General features: G+C 31.2%; 12 protein-coding genes and 1 tRNA gene. 10 read left to right on the forward strand and 3 right to left on the reverse strand.

Annotation, left to right across the window (positions count from 1 at the left end):
- Positions 1-141: 141 nt before the first annotated feature.
- Positions 142-214: transfer RNA gene (locus Q0663_RS10975), tRNA-Met, on the reverse strand.
- Positions 215-354: 140 nt separating this feature from the next.
- Between Q0663_RS10975 and era the strand changes: the two genes are divergently transcribed.
- The 4 genes from era to Q0663_RS10995 all read left to right on the forward strand — a co-directional run bounded on the left by era (position 355) and on the right by Q0663_RS10995 (position 3,704).
- Positions 355-1,236 carry a GTPase Era gene (era, locus tag Q0663_RS10980; RefSeq protein ID WP_299001427.1) on the forward strand — a complete coding sequence of 294 codons (882 nt, stop codon included), beginning with the start codon at positions 355-357 and terminating at the stop codon, positions 1,234-1,236.
- An 84-nt stretch (positions 1,237-1,320) separates the two neighbouring features.
- Entirely contained in the window at positions 1,321-2,469 is a 1,149-nt protein-coding gene (locus Q0663_RS10985) for a hypothetical protein (RefSeq protein WP_299010905.1), read from the forward strand.
- Position 2,470: 1 nt separating this feature from the next.
- The gene (locus Q0663_RS10990) at positions 2,471-3,130 is read left to right on the forward strand and encodes a hypothetical protein (protein WP_299010908.1); all 660 of its coding nucleotides are present in this window, start codon (positions 2,471-2,473) and stop codon (positions 3,128-3,130) included.
- A gap of 4 nt (positions 3,131-3,134) precedes the next feature.
- Positions 3,135-3,704: a hypothetical protein gene (locus tag Q0663_RS10995; RefSeq protein ID WP_299010910.1), complete on the forward strand. Its 570-nt coding sequence runs from the start codon at positions 3,135-3,137 to the stop codon at positions 3,702-3,704.
- A gap of 55 nt (positions 3,705-3,759) precedes the next feature.
- Here Q0663_RS10995 and Q0663_RS11000 read toward each other — a convergent pair whose 3' ends face one another.
- Positions 3,760-4,272, reverse strand: coding sequence for a GTP-binding protein (locus Q0663_RS11000; protein WP_299010913.1), 513 nt, complete (start codon positions 4,270-4,272; stop codon positions 3,760-3,762).
- Positions 4,273-4,378: 106 nt separating this feature from the next.
- On the opposite strand from Q0663_RS11000, the gene der reads away from it, so the two are divergent.
- From der to Q0663_RS11015, 3 genes are all read left to right on the forward strand, one after another.
- Complete coding sequence (der, locus tag Q0663_RS11005) at positions 4,379-5,686, forward strand: ribosome biogenesis GTPase Der (RefSeq protein ID WP_299010916.1); 1,308 nt, start codon at positions 4,379-4,381, stop codon at positions 5,684-5,686.
- A 78-nt stretch (positions 5,687-5,764) separates the two neighbouring features.
- Positions 5,765-8,539, forward strand: a complete 2,775-nt coding sequence (locus Q0663_RS11010) for an outer membrane beta-barrel protein (RefSeq protein WP_299010919.1) — start codon at positions 5,765-5,767, stop codon at positions 8,537-8,539.
- A 111-nt stretch (positions 8,540-8,650) separates the two neighbouring features.
- Positions 8,651-11,035: a GAF domain-containing protein gene (locus Q0663_RS11015; RefSeq protein ID WP_299010922.1), complete on the forward strand. Its 2,385-nt coding sequence runs from the start codon at positions 8,651-8,653 to the stop codon at positions 11,033-11,035.
- Between the two features lie 6 nt (positions 11,036-11,041).
- On the opposite strand, the gene Q0663_RS11020 is transcribed toward Q0663_RS11015, so the two are convergent.
- The gene (locus Q0663_RS11020; protein WP_299010925.1) at positions 11,042-12,271 is read right to left on the reverse strand and encodes a Pycsar system effector family protein; all 1,230 of its coding nucleotides are present in this window, start codon (positions 12,269-12,271) and stop codon (positions 11,042-11,044) included.
- Positions 12,272-12,368: 97 nt separating this feature from the next.
- On the opposite strand from Q0663_RS11020, the gene Q0663_RS11025 reads away from it, so the two are divergent.
- From Q0663_RS11025 to Q0663_RS11035, 3 genes are all read left to right on the forward strand, one after another.
- Complete coding sequence (locus Q0663_RS11025; protein WP_299010928.1) at positions 12,369-13,388, forward strand: XdhC family protein; 1,020 nt, start codon at positions 12,369-12,371, stop codon at positions 13,386-13,388.
- A gap of 4 nt (positions 13,389-13,392) precedes the next feature.
- Complete coding sequence (locus Q0663_RS11030) at positions 13,393-13,977, forward strand: nucleotidyltransferase family protein (RefSeq protein WP_299010931.1); 585 nt, start codon at positions 13,393-13,395, stop codon at positions 13,975-13,977.
- A gap of 66 nt (positions 13,978-14,043) precedes the next feature.
- Positions 14,044-17,682, forward strand: coding sequence for a metallophosphoesterase (locus tag Q0663_RS11035; RefSeq protein ID WP_299010934.1), 3,639 nt, complete (start codon positions 14,044-14,046; stop codon positions 17,680-17,682).
- The last annotated feature ends 6 nt before the right edge of the window (positions 17,683-17,688 follow it).

Here is a 17,688-nt window from a genome sequence, read left to right on the forward strand (position 1 = left end):
TTTTAATTAGTTGTATTATGTTTAATCGGTAAATGTAATGTCTTTATTTACTAAAACACAAAAGATTAAAAAAAGTTTAACATTCATTTATAAATAGTTCAAAACAAAAAAGAGCAACCATTTCTGATTGCTCTTATCTAGTAGCGGGAGCAGGACTCGAACCTGCGACCTTCGGGTTATGAGCCCGACGAGCTGCCTACTGCTCTATCCCGCGATTTGCGGTTGCAAAGATACGTCCTTTTGTTTGTTTTATCCAAATAAAAAAGCATTTATTTTTAAAATAATTTTTAAACCACTCAATAACAAGCTTATAAAATTCAACAATTCTTACTCAAAACAACTTATCTTTGCCCTATGACACATAAAGCAGGATTTGTAAATATTATCGGAAACCCTAATGTTGGGAAATCAACCTTGATGAACGCATTGGTTGGTGAAAAATTATCAATCATTACCTCTAAGGCACAAACTACAAGACATCGTATTTTGGGGATTGTGAATGGTGAAGATTATCAAATTGTGTTTTCTGATACTCCTGGAATCATAAAACCAGCTTATGAGTTGCAAGAATCTATGATGGATTTTGTAAAATCTGCTTTTGAAGATGCTGATGTACTTATCTACATGGTAGAAGTAGGCGAAACAGAATTAAAAAATGAGGCTTTTTTCAATAAAATCATCAATAGTAAAATTCCTGTAATTTTATTATTAAATAAAGTTGATAAATCTACTCAAGAGGAAGTTGCAACTAAAATTGATTATTGGAAAAAGAAAGTCCCAAATTCTTTTGTGTATGTAATTTCTGCTCTTGAAAACTTTAATGTAGAAAGCGTTTTTTATAAAATCATTGAGCTTTTACCAGAATCACCTCCTTTTTATCCAAAAGATCAGTTAACCGATAAACCTGAACGCTTTTTTGTAAATGAAAAGATTCGTGAAAAAATTCTTCAACACTATAAAAAAGAAATTCCTTACTCAGTAGAAGTAGAAACTGAAAGTTTTGTTGAAGAAGATAATATCATCAAAATCCGTTCTGTTATCATGGTAGAACGTGAAACTCAAAAAGGAATTATTATTGGGCATAAAGGAAGTGCCATTAAACGTGTTGGAACTGAAGCCAGAAAAGACCTTCAACAGTTTTTTGACAAGAAGGTGTTTTTAGATTTACATGTAAAAATCAACAAAAACTGGCGTTCTAACGAGCGTCAATTAAAACGATTTGGTTATAAAGATTAGCTCATAATTTTAAATTAAAAAATTGTATATTACTCATATTCAAAAATTAATAAGGAAAGATTTTTATTTTATAAAAAATTAATAATGGATATAGGGACTAATACTATAGAATTAATTAAACGAAATAATTTAGATAAACTTGGTAGATATTATTTTTCAAAAGCATTTGAGTTTTCTTTAAACAAAGAATTTGAAAAAGCATTTGAATTTTTAAAGTTTGGCATCCTCTATACAACATGTGATTGTAAAGAATGCTATAAATTTGACGATAAAATTCTCAACAAAGAGTTCTTTAAGAATCATAACCTCTATAATAAAGAATTCTTTTTTGTAAAAGCTTTTCTCCTCAGTTTTAGTGATACAAAAAGCGATTTAGATGAAGCTATTTCTAGTATTGAAAGCTACATTTTGATAAGTAACGATTTTTGGGGAAAACTCCTTAAAGCAAAAATACTAATCACATTAAAATTTTTTGATAAATCTATACATATCCTTAAAGAATTAGACAGTAAATATAAAAGCTCTAAGGTAAGTTATTATTTAGGAAAATTATTAGAAGATGAATTTAATATTTTTGGATTAGACAAAATATTTAAATCATTTAAAATCAACCCTTCAAGCACATGTTGCTTAAATGCACTAAGCCAATATCATTCTAAACATAATAGAGACCTTATTCTTCCCGAACAAGAAAACATACTTTTAGATGTTTTTTTAAGCAGAAAAGACTTAGCTGTGATTTTTAACAACTATCTTAATAATGAATTTGTAAATATCGACAAAAAGGAAAGTACTCAATACACACAATATGAAGAAATAAAGTTTAAAAATATTATAGAAAACTTAGATTTAACAAAGTTTAACAGCAATAAAATTAAAAGACTTGAAAGATATAAATATCTTTCATTTAAAAAGAGAAAGTTAACTCGTAAAGAAAGAATTGAGAAATTTAATTTAAGAAAACATATTTTTGAAGATGAGAAATGGGATAAAAGATTTGATTACAAACCGCCTGTTGAAGTCATTGAAACATTACCTATAATTAATGAGTTTAATAGAATTATACTCACAAATATTAATTCCTTTAATAATCATTCAAATCTGACAACCACAGATAATAAGCTAGCTGAACACAATTCTTTAAAAAATGATTTTTCTTATTATGACAATCCTTTCTATAATGATTCTTTAGACTTAGATCAACAAAATCCTGAATTTTGGGATAATTTATAAAATGAAAATAGCAGAAGACAAGACCATATTAGATTGGAACGAATTATCACAAAAGCTAGATATTGATAAAGATTACTTATGGAGTTGTGCTACATCCTTTTTTGAAAAAAGAGTAAACTCTCGATACATACTTCCTATTAAAGCTATACAAAAATTAAATATAAATAAAGGAGAGGGCTTTGCCGTTGTGAGCCTACAATGCTCATTAATAGAAACTTTTGAATGTTTTATTAATGGTTGGTTATTTTTTTATGATAACAACCGCTATTTATGGGAGAACATTCAACAAAAAAGAGCTAAATATAAAAACGACAACCTAAACAATCAAAGAATTTTTAAAAGTTTTTTTGATAACTTTAATAACGATTTTAATGGCATCGACGGAAAATACTTTTACACAAACATTCGTTGTGGTTTATTGCATGAAACTCAAACCAAAAATAATTGGCTGATAAAGTCTGAAACCCCCTACGATTTATGTTACCAAAAGCTAGGAAAATCACACATAATTTACAGAAACAATCTTCAAAAAAAAATAGAACAACTGTTAAAGGATTACCAACAAGCCTTAATAAACAATACCGAATTTAGAGGCGTAGATTGCAAAACTTTAAGAAGTAATTTTATAAAAAAGTTTGATCATTTAGCCAAACAATCTTAAAAAAATGAAAATAGCAATATTAGGCTGGGGTTCTTTAATCTGGCAACCCAAGAGCTTATTTTATGATAAAAAATTTGGTTGGAAAGAAGATGGACCTAAATTACCAATCGAGTTTTCTAGAATATCTAAAAACGGAAGACTTACCCTTGTTATTGATAAAGAAGCTAATCTTGTGCAAACCCTTTACACTTTGTCTAATCACGATAAATTGGATGAAGCCATTTTAAACTTAGCGATAAGAGAAGGTAGCAAACAAAGCGCTATTGGGTACTATAATAAAAAGAACAATACTTTCACCCCTAATAATTTTGAGTTTAAAGAAAGTATAAAAAAATGGATTATACTAAAAGAATTTGACGCTGTTATTTGGACTAATTTAGGAGTTAAATTTAAGTATGAAATAAATAATATTAAAGTTAATATTAAACCTACTGATAGATTAGAGTATTTAAAAGATCTTAATAAAAGTAAATCCTCCTTAGCAGAAGAGTATATAAGAAAAACTCCTTCACAAATAAAAACTCAATGGAGAAAAGTTTTTGAAGAAAATTTAGATTGGCTTCCTATAACTTAATGAAACTCTCTTAATACTTTTCTTAAGTATTTTCTATTGAATCAGGCATCAAAGATCAACGCTCTTTAATTGTTCGTAACAATTCTTTGGTGTACTCTTTTAGTTCATCCATTTGTTTTTTTCCGGTTGATTTTCCTAGGCTCCCCACTAAATAAAGTGCTACCCAAACAATAGGCAATACAACCAACATTACTATGGGCAACATACTAATTTGTTTTAATGACCAATTGCTATAAGCAACGATTCCAAAAATTACAAATGCAGTACCCACCAAAAAGTGTAAAAACATGAAGAAAGTCCACACTTGAGGTTTCGGACCAAACAATCCTTTAATGTGCGAAGTGCTTTCAGAAGTTTCTTCTATTTCAATATGCAGTTGTGGCGACCATAAATGCGACTCTTTTTCGGGTACATCAATAACTACATGGTTATCTACAACCTTCATTTTATACTTAGAAACATCGTTTAAATGCTTCTTAATTTCTTCCAATAAAACCTGAGAATTCATCTCATATTCTAACTGAAATCTAGGTTTTAAAAAAATCTGGTTGTATAATTTATCATCCATTAAAATAAAATATTAAACGCCAACAATATAGCAAAAACTATATACTATCTAAAATTCATTATAAATCATTTCCGAAATTGTATCTTTGCACAAATTTTTTTGCAAAATGAGTATTATTGCGATTGTAGGAAGACCTAACGTAGGAAAATCTACCTTATTTAACCGACTAGTAAAACGTCGTGAAGCTATTGTTGACTCTGTTAGTGGAGTTACTAGAGATAGACATTATGGAAAATCTGAATGGAATGGAAAGGAGTTTTCTGTAATTGATACTGGTGGGTATGTAATTGGTTCTGATGATATTTTTGAAGGAGAAATACGTAAACAAGTTCAGCTAGCTATTGACGAAGCTGATATTATTGTTTTTGTAGTTGATGTTGAGCAAGGAATTACCCCTATGGATGCTGAAGTTGCTAAAATTTTACGTCAGGTTGAAAAACCACTATTTATGGCGGTTAATAAAGTTGACAATGCAATGCGTGATGCTGATGCTGTTGAGTTTTACAACCTTGGTTTAGGAGATTACTACACTATTTCTTCTATTAATGGAAGCGGAACAGGAGAGTTATTAGACGCTATTGCGGAAGAAATTCCTGAACCTGAAGAAGATGAAGAAAAACAAGACGAATTACCTCGTTTTGCTGTTGTTGGACGTCCTAATGCAGGAAAATCATCATTTATCAATGCTTTAATTGGCGAAGACAGAAATATCGTAACTAATATTGCGGGAACCACTCGCGATTCTATCGATACTAAATATAATCGTTTCGGATTTGAATTCAACTTGGTTGATACAGCAGGGATCAGAAAAAAATCGAAAGTAAAAGAAGATTTAGAATTCTATTCGGTAATGCGTGCTGTTCGTGCTGTTGAACATTGTGATGTTGCGGTATTAGTTATCGATGCTACTCGTGGATTTGAAGGTCAAGATGAAAAAATATTCTGGTTAGCAGAGAAAAACCGTAAGGGAATTGTTATTTTAGTTAATAAATGGGATTTGGTTGAAAAAGAAACCAACACCATGCGCGATTTTGAGGCTAAAGTTCGTCAAGCAATTGCTCCATTTACCGATGTACCAATTATCTTTATTTCTGCGTTAACTAAACAACGTATTTTTAAAGCTATTGAAACTGCTGTTGATGTTTTTGATAACAGAAAACGCCGTATTCAAACTAGTAAATTAAACGAAACGATGTTGGAGATTATGGAGCATAATCCACCTCCAGCTACAAAAGGTAAATTTATCAAAATTAAATACTGTATGCAGTTACCTACGCATACACCACAGTTTGCCTTTTTTGCTAATTTACCACAGTATATTAGAGATCCTTACAAACGTTATATTGAAAATCAATTACGCGAACATTATAACTTTAATGGAGTGCCTATTAGTATTTATTTCAGGCAGAAATAAATTTAACAATATTTAACTATCAGAAAGTAGTTTTTTCTTTTTATTTGTAGCTCTTTGAAAATCATTTTGCTACAAACAATGAAAAAACTACTTTTTATTTTTTCCTTATCACTTACCAGTTCAATTTTTGCTCAATCTTATCCGTTTAAAATTACTGGTACTATTAACTCCGAAAAAGAAAAAACACCTATTGACGCTGCCACAGTTCATCTTGAAAGAGTTAAAGATAGTACTATTATTACCTATACTATCACAAATGATAAAGGGAGATTTTCTTTAGAAGGAAAATCATACGATAAGAATGTAAAACTGTTTATTTCGTATGTGGGAATGGACAGCTATTCAAAACAAATTCAACTTGACAAGTCTTCTTCTTTAAATTTAGGAACTATTTCATTAAAAGAAGAAAGTAATATCCTGAGTGAAGTTGTTATTCAATCTAGAGCTCCCATTACAGTAAAAAAAGACACTTTAGAATTTAATGTTAAATCTTTTAAAACTAAAAAAGATGCTAACGTTGAAGATCTTTTAAAGAAACTTCCTGGTGTTGAAGTAGATGAAGATGGTAAAATTACCGTAAACGGAAAAGAAGTTAATAAGATTTTGGTTAACGGAAAACCTTTCTTTGGTAATGATCCTAGTATTACCACTAAAAACTTAACAAAAGATATTATTGAAAAAGTTCAAATAACTGATACAAAATCTAAATCGGAAGCTTTTACAGGTGAAAATGGAGATGCCAATAACAAAACCATTAACTTAACTATAAAAAAAGAAAATAACAAAGGTTGGTTTGGTAGAGTATCTGGTGGTGTAGGAACCGATAAACGCTTTGAAGGTGCCGCAATGGTGAATCGTTTTGACAACAACCAACGATTTAGCGTATTAGCCAGTACTAATAATATTAACTCACCTGGATTCAGTTTTGGAGAAATTCAAAAAATGTTTGGTGGCGGTGGTAATATTTGGATTGGAGGAAACGGAGGTTTTAGTATTAACGGAAGACGATTTGGTGGTGGAAGCGGAATTATAAAATCGAAGACTGCAGGAGCAACCTATGCTGATGAATTTGGTAAGGGATTAGATGTAAATGCTAATTATTTTTACTCTGGAAGTACTTCTAATAATGAATCAAAAAGCAATAGAGAATACACACTACCTGATAGAAAATACTTTTCAAATTCTACTACTTCTTCTGATGATGAAAACCACAATCATAGTTTTGACACTGAGTTTGACATTGAAATAGACTCTACTTTATTGATTAACATTAGACCTACTTTCGTTTTTAATAAACGTGAAGGTAGTAGTCGTAGGCAAGAAGAATCTTTAGATGAAAATAATACACTTACAAATAACTACATAAGTACAGCTTATGCGACATCTGAAGCTAATAACTTTGAAAACAGATTAGACATTACAAAAAAGATGGGAAACAAAGGTTCCTTTATAAAAGCCTCGATTACCAACCGAATTGATAAAGCAGATACAGAAGAAATTAACAAATCTACTATTGAAGTTTTTGGTACTTCTCCGAGTACAGAAGTTAGAGATCAAAAAAGCTCTATTGAAAACAACCTAACGGGAATTACTACACGATTCGTATATCGTTTCCCTTTAGTTGCGAATAAATTCTTTTTAGATGCAAAATACCGCTACCAACGTGATGAACGAGAAAACAAAGAAAACACCTTTGATTTTGACGACGTAACACAACAATACAGTAACTTTAATACTGACTTAAGCTCTGACTTTACTTATAACGACATTACTAAAACCCCTTCAGTAGAGTTAGTCTATAAGACAAAAAAATGGCGTTTTAATTTCGAAACTGGTTTTGTAAACAGAACCTTAGAAAACAACGATCAATTACGTCCTAAATTAAGTTTACAAAAAGACTACAACAACTTAGACCTTAACTCTAGTTTTAGATATCGATTTGACTCTAAAGCATCTATTTATTTTGATTATCGTTTAAGTAATAACGCACCTAATATCAATCAAATACAGCCTTTTTCTGACGTAACTAATCCATCTAATATTATTACAGGTAATCCCAACCTAAAACCTACTCAAAATCATACGGCTTATATCAATTTTAATAAATTTAATTGGCAAGCACGAACTGGTTTTTGGGTTTATATGAGAGGTAGTCTATACAATGACCAAGTAATCACTAATACATCTATTGATGATGACTTAGTAAGAAATACTACCTACGAAAACACAAACGGTGGTTATGATTTTGTAGGGGGTGGTAGCTATAGCAAAAAAATAAAATTAGATTCTATTGTAAGTCTTCAACTTAGAGCTGGTGCACACATTAGAACAGATAAAAACTTCAATATTTTAAATGAAATAAAAGAAGGCGCTAAAACAACTTCACTTAGTCCTGTATTTAGAGCTACTTTAGAATGGGATAAAATTGCTTCAATTGAAGGTAGTTACGATATCGATTTTTCAAACACAAAATATGATATAAACACTACACAAAACAGAAATTTCACTAGGCATTCTGTTGACATCAGAACCAAAACAAACATTCCGAAGAAATTAGAATGGCGAAATGATATCCGCTATACATACAATCCAAATGTAATTGGATTTAACAAAGCTGCTTGGTTTTGGAACGCTACCCTAGCCTACTCTGTATTAAAAGATCAAGGTACTATTAGTTTGAAAGCTTATGATTTATTAAATCAAAATACCAATGCAAGACGTAGAGCTACCTCAAACTACATTGAAGATTCTGAAAGTACAGTACTACAACAATATTTTATGTTAGGTTTTAGCTGGAAATTTAATAGCCTTGGAAAAAAAGGTAAAATTCGAGATTTTAATTTCAGATTTTAATTTTTAAACATAACGTAAAGATTATTCTTGATTTTTTGAAAGGGAGTACAACTAAAAACGACTCTTTAGTTAGTAATTTCGTAAATTTGTATTGATTCATTTTCTTGCTTTATGAACATAAGACGAACTAGAGACATTCAGAATATAGAACTTCCTTTTAAACTTAAAATAAGTTTTGAAAAGATTGTTGCTTTATTTCAAAAATATGCGGATGAAGAGTTTAAAGAACATCCATACCATCAATCTTCAATAAATATAGTTCGAGAAACAGAAAAAGCTCCTGAGTTGATTGATGGTTTTTCTGATGAATCTTTATTAGAAAAACACAAGGATACTATAGAGTTACTACTAGAACCATTATTTCCTGAATTACTATTAGAAAATGAAATTAAAGCGGTTAGTATTCCGTTTACTTTTACATCTTTTAAATTCACTAGTCGATTTGAAAAAATTTTACAAAATGCTGGAGATGACTACGAATTAAAAGTTCGTCATTTTGAAAGTGATTTAATGTACAAGTATGCCTGTAGTATCATTTTAACTGACGTATACAACTACTCTATTGATATAAAACGTCCCTTTTATTTCGATATTCCAGATAAAACGACCAACACTATAAAAAAATATCGTGCAGCATTTAATGCTGACTTTATGGAGATTTATCCAACCGAAAATGCTCCAAAAATAACTGAAGAAGACATTAAGTTTTTACTTGACAACTTTGACGATATTGACGTTTGGAAAGAAAAATTCCCTCCTGAATCCTATATTTTTAAGGGCTTCGGAATCATGAACTTATTCGATGTTACAACCGATGAAATGATTTCAGAAATAAGAACTAGTCTCATAAAAAAAGATGATGACTTAGTTCATACGCTACAAGAAATATTTCGTAGATTCTTTGGAATAAATGATTTGTCTTTAGGGTTTTCCATTTTTGAAACAGACTCTAACAATTTTTCTTCTTCGCATATTAACAAAGAAGAAAGTCTAGTTTTAAACTATGAAAAAGATGTTTCTTGCGATTGTATTTTCTGTAATTATCTTTTAGAAAAACTCTTCATAAACAACGAGTCTCTTGCTATTTCTGATGTAGAAAAGTATGGTAAAAAAACTGAAAACAAAAACTTTTACCAGCGATTAAAAAACAGAAATATTGGTAGTATTATTTTAGTCCCCATACTAGCTTCAGCTAAAAACAGCTTAGCCATTATTGAGCTTGCTTCACCAAGACCTTTTGAGCTAAACTCGATTAATCAAAATAAACTACAAAACTTAATTCCGTTGTTTAAAATAGCGGTTGATCGTTTCTCAGAAGAACATCAAAACATACTTGAAGCTACAATTCAAGAAAACTATACCTCAATTCATCCAACGGTAAAATGGCGTTTTTATGAGGCTGCCGAAAGACTCCATAGAGAGTCATATGAAGCCAAGGAAAATGTTAAAATTGAAGATATTATTTTCCCTGACGTCCATCCTTTGTATGGTCAATCAGATATTAAAGATTCATCTACTGCAAGGAATAATGCAATTAAAGAAGATTTAAATACTCAACTTTCTTTAGCTATTTCTGTTTTGTTAGAAGCCTGCAAAGTTGAAAGCCTACCAATTTATAAAGAATTAAGATTTAGAGTTGAAGAATATTTATCTGAAGTAAAAAAAGGATTGAAAGCTGGTGATGAAATAGCCATTTTAGACTTTTTGAAACGCGAAATCTACCCTGTCTTTAATCATATAAAAATGGTTAATAATGATTTAAGTTCCTTGGTAGAATCATATATCAATCGTTTAGACCCTAATTTACAAGTAGTATACGAAAAACGTAAAGCCTATGAAGACAGTGTTACTTTACTAAACGATAAGTTGGCTTCTTTTATTGATGCCAGACAAGAAGAAGCACAACAAATGTTCCCTCATTATTTTGAACGTTATAAAACTGATGGTGTTGAGTACAACATGTATATAGGACAGTCATTAACAAAAGAGAAAAAATATGACGATCTATACTTGTACAACCTTAGGTTATGGCAATTACAAGTAATGTGTGAAATGGAAAACATTGCCTTAAAAGCTGCTGAAAAAATGGAACACAAGCTTAGAGTTGCTTCTTTAATTTTAGTTCACAGTAATCCATTAGCCATAAAATTCAGAATGGATGAAAAGCAGTTTGACGTTGATGGCGCTTATAATATTAGATACGAAATCATAAAAAAACGTATTGACAAAGCTCATATAAAAGGAACAGAAGAGCGACTAACTGTTCCTGGTAAAATAGCAATTGTATATTCTCAAGATAAAGATGCTGATGAGTACAATAAATACATTAAATACCTTCAATCTAAAAAATTATTAGGTAAAGTAGAAAAATTAGAAGTTGAAGACCTACAAGGAGTTTCTGGATTAAAAGCTTTACGTGTAGAAGTTATTTACCACAAAGACTTTGATACCCAAAAAACAATGACTATCGATGAGCTCATTCAGGAGTTCAAATAGTAATTATTACAATAACACTGAAACTACCTCTCCTACTTTCGAGGCTTGTTCTTGCATATAAAATGCAATTGCAAACGATATTACACTTACTAAAATACCAATCATAAAAACGGTATACGTAATTCGTAATAACTTATATTTTCTATTTAAAACCAATCCTAAGAAATATAAATCTTTGGTAAGAGAACCGTATAAATAATCACGGTCTTTCATCATTTCGCTCATAGCCCAATCAAAATCTGGCAACTTCATTTGATGAAAATTTCCGAAGAATAATAAATTAACTTTTTTATTGGTTACATCTTCTTTTGTAAATTTTCCTTCCGTAACATTTGGTCTGGTTGCTAAAACTGATAAGACTATTGAAATCACTGTAAAAACCACAAAAATTATCGTAGGAATAATTAGGTAATAATTTGACGGATTATCTAACTTAGGAAGCAAAGTAGACAAGGTCATTGAAATAATAATTGCATTTACCGAGAGTAAGATATTTGCTTTTGTATCGGCAATATCACTTAATGTTATGTGATTACGCATCGCTACGCGAAACATCGTTTCTATCCCCCTTTCTGGTAGCTCTATTTTATTTTTCTTGTACGCTAACTCTTCTTTTTTCTGTTTTAGTTTAGCTGCTTCTTGTACTTCTTTTTGTTTTCTCTTTAAAAGTTGCGCTATGTTTTTACTCTTTTGCTTCTCCCAAAGTTTAGAAGCTTTACTAGTGTAAAAACGATGCTTTGTTAAAAATTCAAGATTAGAATCATCCCATTCAACCGTTTTTATTTTTTTACCACATACTAACTCCCTTTCCTTTCGCAGTAACTCATTAAAATCACTATAATTTTTACTTCCTACATGAGAGCAATCAGCGTCTTTTAAAACCTTTTCTAACTCAGTTACAGGTTTAGCTCCCATTTTCGTTGAAGTTATCAACTTAGAAACTTCGTCTATAACACCTTCTGATGCTTCTTTACTTTGTAAAAAACCTGTTGCTATTTTTATACTTTCTTCTTCATGGTTTTCAGGATTAACAGTATATCCAACATCATGAAACCACCCTGCTAGTGTTAAAACTTGTATTTGTTCTTCTGAAAAATTTTCTCCTTCAATTAACTCAAGTGATTTTTCAACCACTCGTTGAGTGTGAGCTATATTATGATATACAAAGTTTTTATCTAATTTCTCACTCAGCAAATCAATTACAAACTGCTCTGTTTCTTGTATCAAACTATTCATGAAAAAGGTTTTTGCTAAAATAATAAATTATTAACCAGTATAAATTTTTAATAAAGTGATAAAAAAGCGTACTTTTAAAAGAGTTTTTTTACACGAAATGACACACGAACTTAAAGAAATAATACAACAGGCTACTATTAACCAACAACAAGGCATACAAAATGTATTAGCAACGGTTGTAGATTTAGATGGTTCTTCTTACAGAAAACCAGGAGTTAGAATGTTACTATCTTCAGACGGAAAAATAATTGGAGCCATTAGCGGAGGCTGTGTTGAAAAAGAAGTACAACGTAGAGCTCAATCGGTTTTTGAAAACAACAAACCTAATGTAATAACCTATGATGGTCGTTATCGTTTAGGTTGCGAGGGAACATTATATGTTCTTTTAGAACCTTTTAATCTTTCTTCCGAATTTATTCATGCTTTCTCAGAAAACAACATTCAAAGAAAACCGTATAACATCATATCTTATTTTCAAAAAGAAGATGAATCTTATGGTAATTTTGGCTCTGTAATTCAATTTAACAATCAACAAACCTACTCTTTCAATAAAGAGTTTTATCCTGAAAAAACAGGTCAGTTAGCTAATTTTAAACAAACATTACAACCACTATTTCGTTTACTTATTATTGGTGGTGAGCATGATGCTGTGAAACTATGTATGCAAGCGACTCAATTAGGATGGGAAGTTGATGTTGTTACTTCTATTAAAGATCCAAAAGAACTATCTGATTTTCCCGGAGCTAAATCGGTAGTTGCACAAACTCCAGAATTAATTCAACTTTCTCAAGTAAATAACAATACTGCTATTGTTATTATGAATCATAATTTCACTTACGATTTACGTTGGTTGATTAAGTTACAAGAACAAAATCCTATTTATATAGGTATTTTAGGTGCTGCTAAACGACGAGAAAAACTATTTAACGAACTGTTTGAATTTTCACCCGATATTACTGATGAATTTTTAGATAAAATTCATACTCCTGCTGGATTAAATATTGGAGCAGAAACCCCAGAAGAAATTGCTTTATCAATCTTAGCAGAAATACTATCCGTAATTCGTAACAAAGAAGTTTTCTCTCTAAAAAAGATTACTGGACGAATCCATGAATAATTAGATGCTAAAAACAGCAATTCTCATATTAGCTGCTGGAAGTGCTTCTCGAATGGGAAAGATAAAGCAACTGCTTCCTTATAAAAACACTACGTTACTTGAATGGACTATTGAACAAGCTCAAAAATCAGTAATAAAAAATGTATTTTGCGTATTGGGGGCTAATAAAGACGCCATTGAAAAGAAACTTACAACAAATGCTATTATAACAATATATAATCCAAAACACCAAGATGGTTTAAGTACTAGCATTATAAAGGGTATTGAGTTTTTACAAGAACATAACTTTGATAATGCTCTAATAATGCTAGCCGATCAGCCTCATGTTACTTCAGAGTATTTAAACTCCTTAATTAAAGTTTCAAAAAAAAATCCTTCTAAAATAATTACTTCCAATTATCAAGGAAGTGTTGGAGTTCCTGCCGTATTTCCAAAAGAATATTTTAATAAATTACTAAACTTAAAAGGTGATAAAGGAGCTAAAAATTTTCTATTACAACATAACAACAATGTTATTAAAGTGAACTCCTCTCTAAACTTACTAGACATTGATACTCCTGAAGATTATCAGTATTTATTAAAACAGTAGTTTTACCCTAAAAAGCCTTATTTTTACATAACCAAAAAACAAAACATGAACTTAACCAAGTTTTGCATGTATCTAACTATAATTGTTGTAGTTAGTGGTTGTGCATCCTATAAAGCTAAATACGCAGATAAGACTTCTCCAAAAACAATTCAAACAAATAAAGAATTGTTACACTCCTTTTATTTAATTGGAGATGCTGGTAATGCCGAAATGGGACAAACAACTCCTACCCTAACTTATTTTCAAAAAGAGTTAGCCAAAGCTTCTAAAAATTCGACTACCTTATTTTTAGGAGACAATATTTACCCTTACGGAATACCAAGTAAAGAACACAAAGATAGAGCCTTGGCAGAGCATCGTTTACAAACACAAATTGATGCTCTGAAAGACTTTAAAGGAAATACAATTTTTATTCCTGGAAATCACGACTGGTATAATGGTGTTGATGGCTTAAAAGAGCAGGAGCGATTGGTTGAAAAAGCTTTAGGTAAAAACTCCTTTTTACCTGAAGGTGGTTGTGGACTAGACAAAGTAAAAATTAACGATGACCTTACTTTAATTCTTATTGATAGTCGTTGGTTTATTATGAATTGGAACAAAGAGCCAAAAATGAACGATAACTGCGACATTAAAACTCGTGAACGTTTTATTCATGAAGTTTCTAGTCTTTTCAAAAAAAACAGATACAAAAATGTTGTGGTTGCTGTACATCATCCATTATATAGTAACGGTCCACATGGAGGAAGTTTTTCTGTAAAAGATCACATAAGTCCACTACCTGTTCTAGGTACTTTAAAAAATGCGTTACGTTCACACGTAGGTATACAAACCGATATTTTTAATAAAAGTTATAGTGACTTTGTTGCTCAAATACAAACAGTATCTAATGATTTCACAGACAATATTGTATTTGTTTCTGGTCACGATCACAACTTACAATACATAGAACAAAACGGGTTTAAACAAGTAATTAGTGGCTCTGGTTCAAAGCAATCAGCTGCTTTGGTTGGTTATGGAGCTCAATTTACCTATGGTAATCATGGATATGCTAAATTAAATTACTACAAAGATGGTTCAGCTGTTATTGAATACTATGCTGCCAATACCACAGATGGTCACAAACTTTTATTCAGTAAAGAAATTGTAAAACCAAAACAAACAAAAATCTATTCAAACTTTCCTGAATACGAAGAGCATAAGAAATTTGTAGAAACCTCAATTTATCCTCCAGAATCCACAGAGGTTAGTGGTTTTCATAAATTTATGTGGGGAGATTTAAACAGAGATAAGTACGGAAAAACAGTAAAAGTTCCTGTTTTGGAGTTAGAGAATGTTTTTGGAGGCTTAACCCCTATTAGAAGAGGTGGTGGTAACCAAACCAATTCGTTACGATTAGAAAACCCTGATGGTAAACAATACGTGTTACGCTCAATGGTTAAAGATGGAAGTCGTATTATGGGAGGTATTTTAAAAGGTACTTTTTTAGTTGATGTAGTTCAAGATATTTTTACCATGTCGCACCCATATGCTGCTTTTGTTCTTCCTGATATGGCAGAATCCGTAAATATTTACCATACCAACCCCAAATTATACTACATGCCTAAGCAACCCGCTTTAGGTAAGCATAACGACATCTTTGGCGGACAGTTATACTTGTTAGAAGAACGACCTGCTGATGACCGTAGTGAATTAGACAACTTTGGAAATTCAGACGATATTATTAGCACATTTGATGTGTTAGAAAAAATTAGAAAAAACGGTAAGCACTCTATCGACCAAGAATGGGTAATTCGCTCTCGCTTATTTGATATGGTTATTGGTGACTGGGATAGACATGAAGATCAATGGCGATGGGCTTCTTTTAAAACCAAAGATGGTAAAAAGTATTATCGGCCAATTCCAAGAGATAGAGACCAACCTTTTTCTAAGTTTGATGGAGTTATGATTCCGCTTTTTCAACAGTTTGCACCCTTAGTAAGAAATATGCAAACTTTTGACAACGATATCAAAAACATGAAATGGTACAACAATTATGCTCGCTTTTTTGATACTGCTTTTTTAAATGAATTAACACTCGATGAATGGAATAAACAAGCTGAGTACATTCAACAACATTTAACTGATGAAGTAATTGAAAAATCAATTCAGCAATTACCAAAGGTTATTTATGATATTGATGGAAAAGAAACCATTGCTAAAATTAAAGCTCGAAGAGATAAATTAAAAGAAATTGCTAAACGTTATTACACCAAACTAAACAAAGTTGTGCATGTAGTTGGTACAGATAAAGACGATAAATTCATTATTAAACGTTTAAATGATGAAGAAACCAGCGTTGTTGTTTTTAGAAAAGATAATGAAATTTATAACCGTGTTTTCAAAACAAAAGAAACCAAAGAAATACAACTTTATGGTTTAAATGGAGATGATGAGTTTTTAATTTCTGGTGATGTGCACAATGGAATTCTACTGCGAATTATAGGGGGACAGAATCACGATGTATACACTGATAAATCATCTGTTGTAGGTTGGGGAAAGAAGACTAAAATCTACGATTTTAAATCAAAGAAAAATACAATAAACCCTAGTTCAGAAACTGCGGATTTACGTTCAAATAGTTACTTTAAAAACACCTATGATGCGCATGATATTAACAACAACACTACTGTTGTTTATCCGAGCTTAGGTAGCAATCCAGATGACGGTTTCTTTTTTGGTGCTTCGGTTACACATACACAACAAGGCTTTAAAAAACAACCCTTCGCTAGCCAACACACATTAGCGGCAAACTACTATTCTTCAACTAGTGGCTACGATTTAGAATACAATGGTGAATTTACAGAGTTAATTGGCAATTGGAGCTTACACTTACGTGCCAAAGCTACTAGCGACAATTATTCCTTTAATTTCTTTGGATGGGGAAATGAAAGTATTTACGACCAAAGTTTCAATTTGGATCATTATCGTGTTAAAAAAGAAGAAATTAGTTTTTCTCCTTCTTTATTAAAGCACTTACGAGGTGGAAGTATCTTTAAAATTTCAGGCCTTTTTGAGGCTATTGAGATTGAAGATACACCTGGTAGATTTATTAATAATTTTGACAATCAACCTACAGCTATTTTTGATACTAATTATTTTTGGGGAGGTGAATTAAACTTTAATCACAACCGAGTAGACAATAGTAGTTTTCCTACCAAAGGTATGAACTTCGATTTGGTTATTGGAGCTAAAGCCAATGCTGAAGATTTCGACAGACGCTTTGGTTACATTAAAAGCTCTTTGGCTATGTATCAAAACCTAGTATTCAACCGCTCATTAGTTTTTGCTTCTGAGGTTGGAACTCAAATTAATGTAGGAAACCGTTTTGAAATTTACCAAGCGGCTAATTTAGGTGGTGACCGTAATTTACGTGGTTTTAACAGAGAACGTTTTTCTGGAACCAAAAGTTTTTATCATAGTAACGATTTACGTTTACGTTTCGGACGCATTCGTACAGGAATTATTCCTATAAAAATTGGTGTTACTGGTGGTTTTGATTACGGTCGTGTATGGTCTCCGTATTCTCCAAACTCAAAGAAATGGCATACTAGTTATGGGGGTTCTATATGGTTAAGCGGAATTGACTTATTCACTGCAAATATTTCTTATTTCAAAGGAAACTCACAAGAAGACAGAGTAGCTTTAAGTATTGGTTTCTCTTTTTAATTCATT

The organism is uncultured Tenacibaculum sp. (assembly GCF_947504135.1).
In the GTDB taxonomy this organism is placed as follows: domain Bacteria; phylum Bacteroidota; class Bacteroidia; order Flavobacteriales; family Flavobacteriaceae; genus Polaribacter.

Coding starts and splice junctions, on each gene's coding strand:
- Q0663_RS11010 (WP_299010919.1), top strand. CDS start 5,765: ATGAAAAAACTACTTTTTATTTTTTCCTTATCACTTACCAGTTCAATT.
- Q0663_RS11030 (WP_299010931.1), top strand. CDS start 13,393: ATGCTAAAAACAGCAATTCTCATATTAGCTGCTGGAAGTGCTTCTCGA.
- Q0663_RS10990 (WP_299010908.1), top strand. CDS start 2,471: ATGAAAATAGCAGAAGACAAGACCATATTAGATTGGAACGAATTATCA.
- Q0663_RS11025 (WP_299010928.1), top strand. CDS start 12,369: ATGACACACGAACTTAAAGAAATAATACAACAGGCTACTATTAACCAA.
- Q0663_RS11035 (WP_299010934.1), top strand. CDS start 14,044: ATGTATCTAACTATAATTGTTGTAGTTAGTGGTTGTGCATCCTATAAA.
- der (WP_299010916.1), top strand. CDS start 4,379: ATGAGTATTATTGCGATTGTAGGAAGACCTAACGTAGGAAAATCTACC.
- Q0663_RS11000 (WP_299010913.1), bottom strand. CDS start 4,272: ATGGATGATAAATTATACAACCAGATTTTTTTAAAACCTAGATTTCAG.
- Q0663_RS11015 (WP_299010922.1), top strand. CDS start 8,651: ATGAACATAAGACGAACTAGAGACATTCAGAATATAGAACTTCCTTTT.
- era (WP_299001427.1), top strand. CDS start 355: ATGACACATAAAGCAGGATTTGTAAATATTATCGGAAACCCTAATGTT.
- Q0663_RS10995 (WP_299010910.1), top strand. CDS start 3,135: ATGAAAATAGCAATATTAGGCTGGGGTTCTTTAATCTGGCAACCCAAG.
- Q0663_RS10985 (WP_299010905.1), top strand. CDS start 1,321: ATGGATATAGGGACTAATACTATAGAATTAATTAAACGAAATAATTTA.
- Q0663_RS11020 (WP_299010925.1), bottom strand. CDS start 12,271: ATGAATAGTTTGATACAAGAAACAGAGCAGTTTGTAATTGATTTGCTG.